Below are 14311 nucleotides of genomic sequence, written 5' to 3'. Positions count from 1 at the left end.
GACACGTTGGGCTCCACCCGCGCTCCGGAACGCGATGCGACGTCGCACAATGAGGGCACCCGCCGCCCGACAGAAGCACGGACAGCCGTAGGGGCGGCCCGCCGAAGTCACGGCTCCAGTTCGAGGCACAGCCCGACTTGGTGCCCACCGGCACGAGCCTGCAGACCGGGGCCATCCGCCACGCCAGAGGGCACCGGCTGCGCTGTGACGCCTGTCGTCACCAGAGCGTAGGCACGGGCCAGTTCCTCCAGCGCACCGGATGCCTGCCCCGGGTGCTTGGCGGTGACCGCCCGGGCTTCCGCGGCGATAGCCTGCAGGAGACTCTCCCGGGCCTCAGCCGCCGCCGGCACCTCCCGCAGGCGGATCACAGCCGGGATTTGCGGGACCGCGCCAGCCTTCAGATCCTCGTCCGGCGTCGTCTGCTCTTCGTTACTCACGTACTTCCTCTCGGGTATCCCGGTGGATCTGCACCGCCAGGTTATGGGGTTCACTGGTCCGCATCAGGACAGGAAACTGATAGCTGAGGCATATAGTCCCCTGACTGGCCTGCGGGCTGTCAGGGGGCGCCTTCGCGCGTTCGGAGGCACATGACGCAGATGCCGTTGACTGCGGTCTGCTCCTCGGGCGACCGGCCGTGGAACCCCGTGCAATCCACTCGGAGGGGGAACCACCATGGCTCTGCATTTCCTCGGGATCGACTCTGAGAGCCCAACTGATGAATCGCCCACCATCTGGCGTGACGACGTCACCGGCGACCTGATCATCCAGTCGTATGTGGCGGACGCCGACACCATCGAGCAGGCGAAGGAAGTCGGCTCCATCCCGGGACACTCCACCAACATCCCGCCGAACGAGACGATGATCCGGCTGCCCGCCGCGATGCTGCAGTACATCCCCGCCCGGACCGAGGCGACTTTGCAACCCCCAGCACGTGAGGCGCTTGCACGAGCTCAACGAACCGCGGTGCACCTGGAGTTGCGCGACAGCTACACCCTCGACGGCCCCGGTTCATTGCGTGGCAGCGCGGGCAGCGCCTCGACTTGGCATGCTCCGAGGCGTTCGAGTCCGCTTGGCAACGCGCGATCCCTCACGCGGAGTACACCCCCTGCCTGATGGTTGCCCCTTCGTCAACCAGCGCTCAACAGGCCCGACGGGTTCTTGCCGACCGGCTCGGCGAGATCCGTAGGGGCGCCGACCTGTCCGTTTCCTGGCAGTCCGGCGATTTCGCAGCGATCCCCAGCGGGGCGCTGTGGCTCGTCGCCGAGGCGTCGCTGACACGGACCGTTGGCGCAATGCAGTTACTCCCCGCGGACGCGCTCGGCCCAGTGCCCGCGCATCCGTTGGGGAATGTGGCTTGGTGGCTCGTGCCGCCAGAATTCGTGGCCGAGCTGTGGCCCGTACGGCAGTTGACGGTCTATCCGGCGGGGTGGCCTCTGTGCTGTCCGCCAGTCACGCGCCCCGCTGCAGGCAGGGTGCGGCTGGAGAAGCCCGACGGGTCCGGCCGGCCTTCCGATCCGGCCGCCCTCTGGGCTGCTATTGATCCGGGCGGGTTCCCGCACCTTCCTGCCGAGGCGTTCCGCCCCCGGAATCCTTCGGAAGCTGCCGCCCGTCGAGTCGCTGTCGTCGCACCAACAGCGCGGTGCCAACTGCGTCTGGTGCGCGGCACCTTTATCCAACGCGGCGGCATGCGACCTGACCGACGCCCTCAGCACCTCTGCCTGTTGGTTCCCCCGCTGCTGTTCCACCCGCTGGAAGGGCTGCCAATGATCGCCTTGACGAAGCGCATGCTCGCGTCCGACGCCGCGTATCGGACGCTCATCGGCCACACCTACCACTGCACCAACTGCAAAGCCGGACCGCCGTGCCCAGTCGCCATCCGGCTCGGCCGCGTGTGGCGGGATGTCCGCCGATGATCTGCATCGACTGTGATCGCGGAATCATTGGCCCCTATGTCGTCGCCTCATACGGCGACTCGGGGCTCGGCCGGACGCGTACGCGCACCCGCCTCCGACTTCGGCGCGTGGGCCTGTGGTTGTCTGGCGGCGGGCTGCTGCCTCTGGTCCGCCCGGCGATCCAAACCGAGGTCCAGTCTCAGCGGTCCACCCGACGGAGTGCCGGGTGGACCGCTGCCCGCTCATGTATGAACGGTGGTCAACCTGCTACGCCAGCAGGTCGATGGCGTAGACGGCCGAGTTCGCGGTGTCCAGCCGCCAGCCGCCGGCCCCTGGGCCGCAGACCACGGTCGTGTCGGCGGTGTTGGAAACCCTGGTGCCCGTGTTGAACCGCGTGTTCGCCGTGTTGGGCAGCAGGTTGGTGTAGAGGCTGGTGCCGTTGTTGTAGACGCACTGGTGCAAGTTCAGGTACCTGCCGCTGACGCCGGTCAAGTCTGCGGTGTAGAGCGCAGAGTTCACGGAGTTGAGCGGCCAGCCGCTGGGGCGGCCGCATTCCAGGGCCGTGTCCGCGGTGGTGGAGATGCTGGTGCCGGTGTTGAAGGTTGCGTTCTTCGTGTTCGGCAGCAGATTCGTGTAGTGGGTCGAGCCGTTGTGGTACACACACTGGTGCAGGTTGAGGTACCTGCGGCCGCTGCCGAACCGGTCGCCGTTGTACACAGCGGAGTTCACTGGCCTGAGTGTCCAGCCGCCGGCTCCTGGGCCGCACGTCACCGTCGACTCGTCATCTTTGGAGACCTTGGTGCCCGTGTTGAACCGCGTGTTCGCGGTGTTCGGCAGCAGATTCGTATAGATCCTGCTGCCGTTGCCGTACACGCACTGGTGCAGATTCAGGTAACCGCTCGACCCTGCCGCCGCCCCGGGGGCCAACGCGGGAGCGGGCGTCGTCACCGACACCGACAGGGCACACGCACCGGCAACAGCCAGCCCGACCGACTTCCACGCACGGCTTACCTTCGAACGATCCACTCTGTTCCTCTCGCCCCTCCCTCACTGCTACGGCGGCGCCGGGCAGCACTAGGAGACAGCAACAGAAGATCACGACCACTAACAGTCTGTAGCGAGACAAGCGCATATGACACCCGAATGAGGGGCCTCCCTCGCCGGGCTGACGTTCTTTCGATCGATCGGCTGCTTGACTGCGCGAGAAGGAGTGGTCGCTCGCCCGGGTGGTTGCGTGGCATATGCCGTTGCCGGGAGATGGTCGCTACCTCCATCGTGTACGGCTGTGTACCCCCGCGCGAGGTACACCGATCCGTCCAGATGACGGGCCGCGCCCTGGCTGCTCCGGAGCGCCCTACGATGGGTCCCGGGGCAGCCCTCATTCGAGGGATCGAGTTACCGCCAAATTCAGGGGAGAGATAGGCCAAGCGCCTTTCCCTGGATTGGTCCGGCGCCACCTGCGTATTCGCAGGTGAGCACATCGCTAAGGCTCGCACACCTTCTAAGCGCTTGGCCGCAGGTTCGAGTCCTGCCGGGGGCGCTCTGCCCGTACGACGTCAGGCCCTTCCTCGGGAGGGCCTTTTTTTGCGGCCGGAGGCACGGTAGCGAGCGCGGCGTAGTGGTGGCGTAAGACTTTGCGGACGTGCTGGTGGGGGTGTGGTCCGCCCCACCGCCCGGCCTCGATGGTCTCGCCCCGGGGGCCGTCGGCGGCAGGCGTCGGCAACCGACGGGGCCGCGCCCGTGGTCGTTCCCGCAGTCCCGTGCGCGAGGCCGGCAGGCGCCGACCCGGCCGCGGGCCGCAGGGGTTCGGCCCCGGATTCAGCGCTTGAGGCTCGACATCAGGTCGCGCATATCACTGATCATGGCCGACTGGTACGGGGAAAGGTCCGTGTTGTCCGGACCGCCGACGGCCGTGCCCTCGCCGTCGTCCTCACCGTGGCCGTCGCCCAGGTACTGCGTGAAGGAGGAGAGGCTCAGCGAGAAGACCGCTCCGCCCTCCAGCACCCGCAGCTCCGCGTTGCCGTCGTCCCCGGTCAGCAGGTACGCCTTGTCGCCGAGGTCCGGAACCGTCTCCAGCTTCGCTTCGGGATCGAATCCGAGATCGGTCACCTGTCGCCGCGCCTCGAATTCGGCGCCGGGGTCGGTCTTCTTGTGCAGCGCCACCGTGATTCCGACGGTGTAGTGGAGGGACCAGCCCTTCGCGTTCCGCTCCGCCCCGGCCCGGGAGCGAAGAGGAATGAAGCACTGGGTCTGATCGAGGACGGCGTGGTGCAACACCTCCGAGTCGGGAAGGGCGGTGCGCTCCCTCGGTGCGATCGCCGCGCCGATCGATTTCAGCCGCAGGGACGGGCAAGGGTCCCGGTCCAGCCGGTACCCGTGCGTGTCGGGGGCTCCATCGCCCTGTCCGTACAGGAACAGCGCCGCCGCCCAGAGGCCCGACGCCGTCACCACCCCGCCCAGCGCCCACAGCCACGGTCTTCGTGGCCGACGGCCCCCGGCGAGCTCCCGGTCGAAGCCGCCCATCACCTCTCGGGTTTCGACCGAATCGAACTCCCCCGCCATCTCCGGCTCAGAAATCACCGTGCCCCCTCGGCTGTGCCTTCCGCCTGCGTCGCCATGCTCGCAGGCTCGGGACGCGGCGGCCACGGTCATGGGCGAGACGTACCCGGGGCCGGGCGCCACGGCCGGCCCGGCGATGGCCTTCTCCTCCGTCGCCGTGAACGGCCTCGCCGCATGGGGCCGGGCCCTGCCGCCGGACGGCATACGGCATGCGGCGGTCCGACGGCAGGGACCGGCCGGCCCCCCGCCGTGGTCGCGGCGCGCGCGACACGGCCCGGTCAGCGGTTGAAGGAGGAGCCCAGCTTGGCGGCCTTCGCCACCGTGCCCAGCGCGCCGTGGCCGAACGTGAACGAGCCCTTGGCCGTCACACCGGAGGCCGTGGCCGGGAAGACCCACAGGGAGCCCGCGTCCGCGTTCTCTCCTGGGGCGCCGACGACCAGTTCGGCGCGACCGTCGCGGTTGGCGTCGACCAGCTTGACGGCTCCGCCGAACTGATCGTTCGCCTCCGCCACACCGGGGACGCTCGGCGTGTCCTGGTTGAAGCCCACGGTGCCCTTCCCGGTGGGCCCGGACGCGGTGCCGGGCAGGACCAGGACGGAGCCGGCGTTCTTCGTCCTGCCCAGGTCCTCGTAGGGGACGCCGACGGCGATGTCGCCGTAGCCGTCGCCGTTCACGTCGCCGATCGACAGTGACGCGCCGAACCCGTCGTGGACTTCGGCAACGCCGGGGACACCGGCGGTGTCCTGGTTGAAGACCTTGGCCCGGTCGCCCCGCGGTCCGGTCGCGCTGCCCGGTACGTAGGTGATCATGCCGCCCAGGGCGAGCGGATAGTCCAGGTCGCTGTCGTAGCCCTCGATCGTGCGGCCCACGACGAGGTCGGCGTACTTGTCTCCGTTGATCTGCCCGGCCGCTATGGTCTCGCCGCCCTGGAGGCGGTAGCCGTTCGGCCGGTTGACGACGGTGTACTTCTCGGCGAGGCCCTTGGCTCCGCCGTTGCGGATGTGGATGCGCCGGGCGTCGAACTCGTCGCCGTCGTGGACGACGGCGGCCAGGTCGTCGCGGCCGTCGCCGTTGAAGTCGCCTGCGGCGAAGTCGAGATGACGCAGATCGTCCATGTCCCGGATCACCCGGACGGGGGCCGCGGCACTGCCATCGCGCTTGAACGGGCCGGACAGGACGTGGAGGTCGCCCATGCCGAGGGTGACGATGTCCATGGCTCCGTCGCCGTCGAAGTCGCCGACGACGGTCTTGGCGCCGATCCCCGCGTACCGCTCGTCGCCGGTCAGCAGGGTCGCGCCGCCGGACAGCCCCTGCGGGCCGCCCCAGATCACGGTGAGCGAACCGGCGGCGTCGGCCGTGCCGGCCTTCTCGGTCCCGGCGCCGACCACGAGGTCGCTGTACCCGTCCCGGTCCAGGTCCGCGGAGACCATCGAGCTGCCGAACGCGTCACCGGCCTCGGCGGTGTCCGGGACTCCGGGCGAGTCCTGGGTGAAGACCTGCTTGGTGGAGGTCTGCGGACCGGTCTTGGAGCCGTACACCACACCCACGTACCCGGCTCCGGCCTTCCCGCCGACGGTGGCACCGGGTGCGGTGAACGCCACGTCCGGGTAGCCGTCCCCGTTGAAGTCGTCACGTCGCGGGGCCGGGGCGGGCACGGCCCCCGCGGGGGACGCCGAGGCCGTGACGGGGGCGGGCGTCGACGCCTGGGCGGTGGGGAGGGTGATCACGGCGGTCGCCACGGTGATGGCGAGGACCACGGTGGTTCCGAGAACACGGTGTGCCACGTGGACTCCTTCGTTCGTTCAGGGATGGGGGGTGTGCGGTGCACTGGGCACTGTGCAGACTCAGACCGGCGCGCGCGGCCAAGGGTTGCGTTCCCGGCATCGACCGTCACAGCTCCTCCACGCCCAGGGAGTTGACGGACGGAACCGACCGGATGCGCCGTCGTCGCCGAACAGGCCCGACCGCCGACTCTCGCGCGGGCGTCGGTGACCCTGCGGGACGGGCGGCTCCTCACCAAGGGGGAGGCGCTGGAGGTGCCGGCCGAGTCGGGGGCGCCCGCCGAGGTCGTCGCCGACATCCACCGCCGCCGCTACGGCGCCGACCCGCGCCCGGCCTCCCCGAAGTGGCGCGTCCAACGGGGGCGCCTCGCACGTTCCTTCGTCCGGGCGGGCATCGAGCGGACGCCGGCGCAGTGACCGAAGGCCTGGCGGGCCCTTGACAGGAAGGGACCGGTCCACCGTCCCGCACAGGACCCTCGTCCTACGCGGCGGCCACGGCCAGCAGCGCGAACGCGGCGAGGGACAGGGCCGTCCGGATCCGGTGGAGGTTGTTCCAGCGGGCCTCGAACGCCGTGCGGGCCGCGCTGTCGTCGCCGCCCTCGGACTCCGCGAGCTGTTTGTTCAGCGGGATGTTCCCGGCGATCGTGATCAGGTGGCTGCCGGCCGCGCAGACCAGCGCCGCCACGGCGAGCAGTCGGCCGGTGCCGCCGTCCCCTCCGACGACCGCGGCGGCCGGGAAGGCGATCACACCGAGGAAGAGGACCAGGAAGACCGGTCCGGGCACCTTCTCGTTGAAGCGGCGCATCGCGGCCGTGAACCGTTCGTCGGGCAGTACCGCGATGCCGGGCATGATCGCGATCAGGAACGTCAGCAGGAATCCCGCGTAGAGGCCGGTCGTGATCACGGCGAGCGCCAGAAACAGGGAGGACATGGTGCACATCATGGCGTCGGCGGGCGGGCCACACAGCCGACTTTCGCTGGTCTGTGCGACCGGCCCCGCTCCGGACAGCCCCTTTCCCGGTCCCTGCGGCCTTTCAGCAGGCCGGAAGAGGCCGTGGTCTCCCCCGGTCCGTACGGCCGTTCAGCGGGCCGGAAAGGGCCACCGCCTTCCCCGGTCAGTCCATCTCGCCCTCCCGCGCGCCCCCGGACCCGTTGCCGTCCGTGCCGCCCTTCAGCCGGTCCGCCTGTCCGATCGCGGTCGCCAGCTTCCGTACCGACTCGTCCTCGGTCGCGGAAGCCAGTTTGTCCGCCCGCGCGGCGAGTTCTCCGAGGCCGGGCGCGCCCGGCAGCCCGCCGCCGCGCAGTGCGTCGGCGAAGTAGGCGGCGACCGCGGTCACTTGGAGCCGCTTGCTGTCGCCGCCCCACAGCGGACCGTCGATCGCGTTCGTCCCGACCGACCCCGTCCGCTCGTGCGGTGCCCGGGACTTGGGGTCCAGCCAGCGCACGGTCGCGGTCGCCACATGCCCGTGGGCACCGTCCCGGAGGTGTACGGCGTAGAGCGCCGTCACCGCGTGGCCGGGACCGACCTCTCCGCCGTCGACGCGGTCGTTGCGGAAGTCCTCGTCGGCGACCTTCCGGTCCTCGTAGCCGATCAGTTTGAACCGCTCGACGGTCTCGGGGTCGAAGGCGACCTGGGCCTTGGCATCGCGTGCCGTCAGTTGGAGATGCGCGGGCAACTGGTCGACGAAGACCTTCCGGGCCTGGGTCTCGTCGGCGATGTACGTGGTGTGCCCGTCGCCCTTGTTCGTGAGCTGCTCCATCAGCGCATCGCCGTAGTCGCTGCCCACGCCGACTCCGAAGAGGGTGATGCCGTACTCGCGGCGGGCGGTGCCGATGCGTTCGAGGATGGCTTCGGCGCCGGTCGCACCGGCGTTGGCGAGGGCGTCGGAGAGCAGGACGACCCGGTTGTTGGCACCCTCGACACGACCGTGGACCGCCTCGTCGTACCCACGGCGGACGCCCGCTTCCAGGTTGGTGGAGTCGGTGGGTTCCATGGAGTCGACCCGGTCGCGGATCGTGCCGCGGCGGTCTCGCAGCCGGGTCATCGGCAGTAGTGTCGTCGCCTTGTCGCTGAAGGTGACCAGGGAGACCGAGTCGTCGTCGCGGAGTTCGTCGGTGAGGATGCCCAGGGACTTCTTCACCAGGTCGAGGCGGCCCGGTTCGGCCATCGAGCCGGAGATGTCGACGACGAAGGTGAGCGCGGCGGGCGGGCGTTCGGCACGGGCGGGGGCGGCCCGGGTGGCCAGGCCGACCCGTACCAGCGACCAGCCGTCGGCCCTGGCGCGGGCCCCGTCGAGATTCACGGTGAAGCCGTTGCCGGCCGGGCGCCGGTAGCCCTGGCGGAAGCTGTTGACGAACTCCTCGGGCCGCACGGTGCCCGGCTCGGGCAGGTTGCCGTCGGCGAGGGTGCGCCGCGCGTAGCCGTACGAGGCCGTGTCGACGTCCAGGGCGAAGGTGGACAGGTAGTCAGGGGGAGCGGACTCCCGCAGCCCGTCCCGCCTCTTCGCGCCGTCACGGTCGGCGGCGCCGCCCGACGCGGCGGGTGCCGGGACGGGTGCGCCCCGGCGGTCGGCGGCGGCATGCTGTTCCGTCGACGTGCCCGAGCACCCGGTGAGCAGCACCCCGCCCACCAGCAGCCCACCGAGTGCCCGTTGCCATGTCCGTACGTACTTCACCGCGTACTTCCCCGTCCGGCGTTCCATGTCCAGCCCCCAACGTCGTCGTGTCAGCACTGGTGAATGTGACGTGCGAGACGGTGCCGAGGAGCAGACGAAGACGTTGCGGATGAATCTCGATGCGGCAACGGAGTCCGGGGAATCGGCGGAATGTCGAGCTCAGGACACGATGTCCTTACGACTGAACCCCCGGAAGGCGAACGCGAACAGGATCAGGGCATACGTCACCGAGATCGCCGCGCCCTTCGCCATGCCGCCCCACTCCAGATCGGGCTGGAGCGCGTCCGCCCAGGCGAACTGCCAGTGCGCGGGCAGGAATTCGCGCCAGGAGCCGAGCGCGGTGACGGCGTCCAGCACATTGCCGACGATGGTCAGTCCGACCGCGCCGCCGACCGCGCCCAGCGGGGCGTCGGTCTTCGTGGAAAGCCAGAACGCCAGCCCGGCGGTGACGAGTTGGGAGACGAAGACGAACGCGACGACGAGGGCGAGGCGCGGCACGGTGGCCGAGGTCGCGAGCGCGCCGCCGGTGGGGAGTTCGAGCGGCCCCCAGCCGTACGCTGCGGCTCCCGCGGCCAGTGCGACCAGCGGCAGCAGCACCATCGCGGCCAGGCTGAAGCCGAGCGCCACGACGAGCTTGCTCCACAGCAGTCTGGCCCGTGGCACGGGCGCCGCCAGCAGATAGCGCAGCGACGACCAACTGGCCTCGGAGGCCACGGTGTCCCCGCAGAACAGTGCCACCGGTACGACGAGCAGGAACCCGGCGGACACGAACAGGCAGGTCGCGGCGAAGTTCGCGGCGGACGCGGTCGCGGTGTCCATCAGCGTGATCCGGTCGCCGCCGCCGCGTGAGGACGGCGTGCCGCCGATCGCGAACGCGGTGATCAGGATGAACGGCAGCGCGGCCAGCACCCCGCCCATGAGCAGGGTGCGGCGTCTGCGCAGCTGACGTACCGCCTCGACGCGCAGCGGCAGGGTGCGCCGGGCGCGGTAGCCGGGGGCCTCGGCGGCGTCGGCGAGATCGGCTGCGGCACTCATGCGGAGCCTCCGGAGATCAGGGTGAGGAACGCGTCCTCCAGGCGGCGATGGGGGCCGACACCGGTCAATGGCACGTCCAGTCGGACCAGTTCGGCGATCAGCTCGGACGAGGTGGCGCCGTCGAGCCGGACGAGCAGCCCGCGGCCGTCGCCCGTGCGGACGGCCGAGCCGATCCCCGGCAGCGCCGCCACCTTCTCCACGAGGGATTCGGCCAGGTCCTGCGCGCTGGTGACGAGCAGCATGTCGCCGGAGCCGGTGATCTCGGCGACGGGGCCCGCCCGGACGAGCCGGCCGCGGTCCATGACCACGAGGTGGGTGCAGGACTGTTCGACCTCGGAGAGGAGGTGGCTGGAGACGATGACGGTCCGGCCCCCGGCCGCGTACCGGATCATCACGTCGCGCATCTCGCGGATCTGGGGCGGGTCGAGTCCATTGGTCGGTTCGTCGAGGATGAGCAGGTCCGGCAGGCCGAGCATGGCCTGGGCGATGGCGAGCCGTTGCCGCATGCCCTGCGAGTACGTACGGACGGCACGGGCCAGGGCGTCGCCGAGACCGGCGATCTCCAGGGCCTCCTCGATGTGCGCGTCCTCGGCGGGGCGCCCCGTGGCCTGCCAGTACAGCTCCAGGTTGGCGCGTCCGGACAGGTGCGGCAGGAAGCCTGCGCCTTCGACGAACGAGCCGACGCGCGACAGCACGGGCGCGCCCGGCCGGATGGCCTGCCCGAAGACGCGGATCTCGCCGCCGTCGGGCGTGATGAGGCCCATCAGCATGCGCAGGGTCGTGGTCTTGCCCGCGCCGTTGGGTCCGAGGAGCCCGAGCACCTGCCCCTTCTCGACCCGGAAGGACAGTTCCTTCACGGCGAATGGGGCCTCCCCTGCTCGAACGAAGCTGAGAGCTCGGGGAAGGTCGGCGGACCTGGCGTACTTCTTCGACAGGCCGGTGATCTGGAGAGGCACCTGCGCGAGCGCCGGGTCGGGTGCGGGGGTGGCGGTACGGCGGCGGGCGGTGAGCAGCAGCAGGGCGGCGATCACGACGGCGGCGGCCGGGAGCCCCCAGGTCCACCAGGGCAGGGTGGCCGGTGCGGTCTTCAGGGCGGGGTCGGTGGGGACGGTCAGCGGACCGAGCGCGGTCACCTGGTACGTCGTCGGCTCGGCCGGTGAGGCGTAACCGAGGTCGGTGGCGGAGAGGACCAGGCGGAGCCGGTGTCCCGCGTCGAACGCGTGGTCGATGGCGGGCAGGGTCAGGGTCACGGGTCCGCCCTGGCGGTCCGGGGTGATCCGGAAGGGCGCGACCAGCTGGGACGGCAGCACCTGCTGTCTGCCGTCCGGCGACACGTCGTACACCTTGCCGAACAGCACGGCGTCGCCGCGCCCCGCATCGACGCGGACCCGCACGGTCGGGGAGCCGGTGACGCGCAGGGACGTGTCCAGCGGGGCCGAGTCGAAGCGGGCGAACTGTCCGGGGAAGTCGAGCGAGAGGCCGACGCCGAGGGAGGACAGCCGGGAGAGCCCGCCGCCGATACCGGGAACGGCGGAGACGGCGGGCGGGTTGGCCCCGGCGGGGTTACGGAACGTCTGGGTCCGATGCCCGAGGTCGAAGGTCTCCGCGCCGCCGGTCAGCCCCGGGTACGTATCGCTGGTGGCCCCGCGGGTGAGTACGGCCCCGTCGGTGGAGTCGACACCGCCGGTCCGGGTGACACGGAATCCGGGGCCGGTGTCGACGCCCTTGTCGCCCTTCAGGTAACGGTCGAACCACCCGCCGATCCGCTGCCGCACCCGGTCGGTCTCCGTCTCACCGCTGTCGTGCCCGCCGGCGATCCAGTCGACGGCGACCGGTGCGCCGTTGCCACTGATCGCCTTGGCCATGGCGTCGGCCTGGCCGAGCGGGAAGAGGGAGTCGCTCTGGCCCTGGACGATGAGCGCGGGCACCTTGATGCGGTCGGCGACGGCGCTCGGGGAACGCTCGGTCAGCAGCGCACGCGCGGCGGCGTCCGGCTTTCCGTCGGTGGCGACCCGTTCGTACATCGCGCAGAGCTGCTGCTCGAACTTCTGGCAGCCGCCGCCGGTGGTGATGAAGACTCCGGCCCAGAGCTTCTTGAAGACCCCGTCGGGGAACAGCGCGTCGGCCAGGTTCCAGTAGGTGATCTGCGGTGCAATGGCGTCGACGCGCTTGTCGTACCCGGCGGCGAGGAGCGAGACGGCTCCGCCGTAGGAGGCCCCGGTGACCCCGACCCGTGGGTCGCCCTTCGCGTCGAGCTCCACCTCGGGCCGGTCCGCCAGCCAGTCGATCAGCCGGGACACGTCCTTGACCTCGCGGTCGGGGGCGTTGAGCGAGATCTTCCCGCCCGACTTCCCGAACCCGCGTGCGGACCAGGTCAGCACGGCGTATCCGGCACCGGCCAGCTGCTCGGCCTGCACCCGCACATCGTTCTTGCTGCCGCCGAACCCGTGCCCGATCAGTACGGCCGGCCGGCGTTCCGTGCCCCCGGTGGTGAAGTACGAGGTGTCGATGGACACCCCGTCGACCCGCATCATCCGGTCCTGGCGGTGCACGGCGGGCCCGCCGCCGTCGGCCACGGAGGTCCAGACCCCCGCACCGGCCAGCACGACGAGCACCACGAGTGCCGCGGCCCATCGGCCGCGGTGACGGGGCGGCGGTCGCCACCACCGGGACGTACGCGCATCAGGGGTCTCCATGGTTCCCGACTCTAAGCGGGCGTCCGCCGTATGCGGGCAGCCGCCAGGGGGAACTCTCCCGCCCGCTTGGGGCGTACGGCGTCCATCCGCCGTACTCCGTACGCGGTATGCCGCACCGCTCGGGCGGGCGCGTTCGGGCGGCCCCGCCCGGCGCGCCCGCGCAATCGGATCGCGGGAGACCGCATGGGCTGGCACCCTGCCGACATGGATCACGCAGAGGTACTGCTCATCGGCGGGCGCGCGGGCGTAGGCAAGTCGACGGTGGCCTGGGAGGTTTCGGCTCAGCTTCGGGCCGTCGAGGTGGCGCACGCGGTCGTGGAGGGCGATTTGATGGGCCAGGTCCATCCCGCGCCGGGGGGCGATCCGCACCGGGCGGGGATCACCGAACGCAACCTGACGGCGGTCTGGTCCAACTTCGCGGACCTCGGCTACCGGCGCCTGATCTATACGAACACGGTGAGCGTGCTGCCGGAGTCGGCGGCGATGTTCGAGCGTGCGATGGGTGCGGACGTACGGATCGTCCGGGTCCTGCTCACCGCCTCCGACACCACGACGTACGGCCGGCTCGCGGGGCGCGAGATCGGCTCGGAACTCGACCGCGAGGTGGCGAACAGCGTCCGCAAGGCTCGTCTCCTGGACGAGCGTTCACCGGCGGACACGGTCCGGCTGGCGACGGACGGCCGGAAGGTCACGGACATCGCGCGCGAGGTGGTGGCCGTGACGGGATGGGCGAATCCGGCGGGGGCGGCCGGGACGGTGTTCTCGCCGTGAAGGCGCCGCCCCGCAGGCCCCTGCTCGCTCCCCGCTGGCCGAGCAGCATCCGGGGCGGTTCACATGGTGTTGACGATGAGTCCGATGTGGGTGAAGTAGTTCAGCCCCCCGAAGAGCAGGAACGCCAGTCCGGCCAGGCCCCAGACGACCCCGACGACCGGGCTCATCCAGCTTCTGGGGCGACGCAGCGCGAACGGGAACAGGAGCGCGCCGATGCCCACCAGGACGTAGAGCCCGGACATGAAGCTCGCTTCCAGCATCGGCCACTTCGCGAACTCCCCGGAGATGGGTTCCTCGGGCGGCGCGGCGAAGAGCGTGTACTTCCAGCCCGCGGCGGCGATCCCGAAACAGGCGAGCCCGAGGCCGAACACGAAGACGGAGATGGGCGAGGCGACGCGGGCCGTGCGGACGATGCGATCGGCGCTGTTGAGCTCGGCGCCGCGTTTCCAGAGGTAGAAGCTCGCGGCGAGAAGGAAGACGCCGAAGGCGAGTGCCGGTTCGCCGAAGATGACGTTGTCGAACGGGAAGCCCTGTCCGGCGAGCGGCCAGGTCAGGGTCATGTGGAGGCCGGTGGTGACCAGGGTGAAGCCGATGGCGCCGAAGGCCAGCACCCAGCCGTCGGGGGTGATGACGCGTCCCGGCGTGAGGAGCTGACGCCCCAGCACCACCACGAGCAGCAGCCCGGCACCGGCGGCCACCGACATGATCGTGTCGTACGTCGGCATCCTGGCCCAGTCGATCTTCAGGCCGGTTGCCGCCAGGGAGATGGCATGGTGGATCATGCGCGGAGCGTATCGTCAGATATGCCCCTTATCGGGCATTAACTCTTCTGTCCGGGTCTCGGGGTCAGATCTCCGGCCGCGCCCACCCCGAGCCGGCCGAGGAGCCTCCGCCCGGGTCTC

At 70.6% G+C, this 14311-nt stretch carries 11 protein-coding genes and 1 pseudogene; 3 read left to right on the top strand and 9 right to left on the bottom strand.

What is annotated here, in order from left to right:
• Positions 1 to 107: 107 nt before the first annotated feature.
• Positions 108 to 437 (bottom strand): hypothetical protein, encoded by a 330-nt coding sequence (locus tag ABZ826_RS00360; RefSeq protein ID WP_361439849.1) that lies wholly within the window; start codon positions 435 to 437, stop codon positions 108 to 110.
• Positions 438 to 672: 235 nt separating this feature from the next.
• Here ABZ826_RS00360 and ABZ826_RS00355 point away from each other — a divergent pair.
• Positions 673 to 897, top strand: a pseudogene (locus tag ABZ826_RS00355) (hypothetical protein); the annotation flags it as partial.
• Positions 898 to 2159: 1262 nt separating this feature from the next.
• Here the strand turns inward: ABZ826_RS00355 and ABZ826_RS00350 are convergent.
• The 3 genes from ABZ826_RS00350 to ABZ826_RS00340 all read right to left on the bottom strand — a co-directional run bounded on the left by ABZ826_RS00350 (position 2160) and on the right by ABZ826_RS00340 (position 6235).
• Positions 2160 to 2621, bottom strand: coding sequence for a hypothetical protein (locus ABZ826_RS00350; protein WP_361439846.1), 462 nt, complete (start codon positions 2619 to 2621; stop codon positions 2160 to 2162).
• Between the two features lie 1089 nt (positions 2622 to 3710).
• Positions 3711 to 4472 carry a hypothetical protein gene (locus ABZ826_RS00345; RefSeq protein WP_361439843.1) on the bottom strand — a complete coding sequence of 254 codons (762 nt, stop codon included), beginning with the start codon at positions 4470 to 4472 and terminating at the stop codon, positions 3711 to 3713.
• A 257-nt stretch (positions 4473 to 4729) separates the two neighbouring features.
• Positions 4730 to 6235: an FG-GAP and VCBS repeat-containing protein gene (locus ABZ826_RS00340; protein WP_361439840.1), complete on the bottom strand. Its 1506-nt coding sequence runs from the start codon at positions 6233 to 6235 to the stop codon at positions 4730 to 4732.
• A 204-nt stretch (positions 6236 to 6439) separates the two neighbouring features.
• Between ABZ826_RS00340 and ABZ826_RS00335 the strand changes: the two genes are divergently transcribed.
• On the top strand, positions 6440 to 6649 hold the full coding sequence (locus ABZ826_RS00335) for a hypothetical protein (RefSeq protein ID WP_361439837.1): 210 nt from the start codon (positions 6440 to 6442) through the stop codon (positions 6647 to 6649).
• Between the two features lie 64 nt (positions 6650 to 6713).
• On the opposite strand, the gene ABZ826_RS00330 is transcribed toward ABZ826_RS00335, so the two are convergent.
• From ABZ826_RS00330 to ABZ826_RS00315, 4 genes are all read right to left on the bottom strand, one after another.
• Positions 6714 to 7163: an anthrone oxygenase family protein gene (locus ABZ826_RS00330; protein WP_361439834.1), complete on the bottom strand. Its 450-nt coding sequence runs from the start codon at positions 7161 to 7163 to the stop codon at positions 6714 to 6716.
• A 184-nt stretch (positions 7164 to 7347) separates the two neighbouring features.
• Positions 7348 to 8934, bottom strand: a complete 1587-nt coding sequence (locus ABZ826_RS00325) for a von Willebrand factor type A domain-containing protein (protein ID WP_361439831.1) — start codon at positions 8932 to 8934, stop codon at positions 7348 to 7350.
• A 132-nt stretch (positions 8935 to 9066) separates the two neighbouring features.
• Positions 9067 to 9942, bottom strand: coding sequence for an ABC transporter permease (locus ABZ826_RS00320; RefSeq protein WP_361439828.1), 876 nt, complete (start codon positions 9940 to 9942; stop codon positions 9067 to 9069).
• Positions 9939 to 12638 carry an alpha/beta fold hydrolase gene (locus ABZ826_RS00315; protein ID WP_361439825.1) on the bottom strand — a complete coding sequence of 900 codons (2700 nt, stop codon included), beginning with the start codon at positions 12636 to 12638 and terminating at the stop codon, positions 9939 to 9941. The genes ABZ826_RS00320 and ABZ826_RS00315 overlap by 4 nt, the downstream gene beginning before the upstream one ends.
• Before the next feature lie 204 nt (positions 12639 to 12842).
• Between ABZ826_RS00315 and ABZ826_RS00310 the strand changes: the two genes are divergently transcribed.
• The gene (locus ABZ826_RS00310) at positions 12843 to 13409 is read left to right on the top strand and encodes an AAA family ATPase (protein ID WP_361439822.1); all 567 of its coding nucleotides are present in this window, start codon (positions 12843 to 12845) and stop codon (positions 13407 to 13409) included.
• Between the two features lie 59 nt (positions 13410 to 13468).
• On the opposite strand, the gene ABZ826_RS00305 is transcribed toward ABZ826_RS00310, so the two are convergent.
• A complete protein-coding gene (locus ABZ826_RS00305; RefSeq protein ID WP_361439819.1) occupies positions 13469 to 14191 on the bottom strand; it encodes a DUF981 family protein in 723 nt (240 codons plus the stop codon).
• Between the last annotated feature and the right edge of the window lie 120 nt (positions 14192 to 14311).

Source organism: Streptomyces sp. NPDC047515 (genome assembly GCF_040643055.1).
Classification (GTDB): domain Bacteria; phylum Actinomycetota; class Actinomycetes; order Streptomycetales; family Streptomycetaceae; genus Streptomyces.
Note: the sequence above shows the minus strand (reverse complement) of the source record. Positions and strands in the feature narration are given on the sequence as shown.

Excerpts from the sequence above, each read along its gene's own strand:
- ABZ826_RS00325 (WP_361439831.1), bottom strand. The coding sequence starts at position 8,934 with ATGGAACGCCGGACGGGGAAGTACGCGGTGAAGTACGTACGGACATGG.
- ABZ826_RS00305 (WP_361439819.1), bottom strand. The coding sequence starts at position 14,191 with ATGATCCACCATGCCATCTCCCTGGCGGCAACCGGCCTGAAGATCGAC.
- ABZ826_RS00330 (WP_361439834.1), bottom strand. The coding sequence starts at position 7,163 with ATGTCCTCCCTGTTTCTGGCGCTCGCCGTGATCACGACCGGCCTCTAC.
- ABZ826_RS00320 (WP_361439828.1), bottom strand. The coding sequence starts at position 9,942 with ATGAGTGCCGCAGCCGATCTCGCCGACGCCGCCGAGGCCCCCGGCTAC.
- ABZ826_RS00315 (WP_361439825.1), bottom strand. The coding sequence starts at position 12,638 with ATGGAGACCCCTGATGCGCGTACGTCCCGGTGGTGGCGACCGCCGCCC.
- ABZ826_RS00310 (WP_361439822.1), top strand. The coding sequence starts at position 12,843 with ATGGATCACGCAGAGGTACTGCTCATCGGCGGGCGCGCGGGCGTAGGC.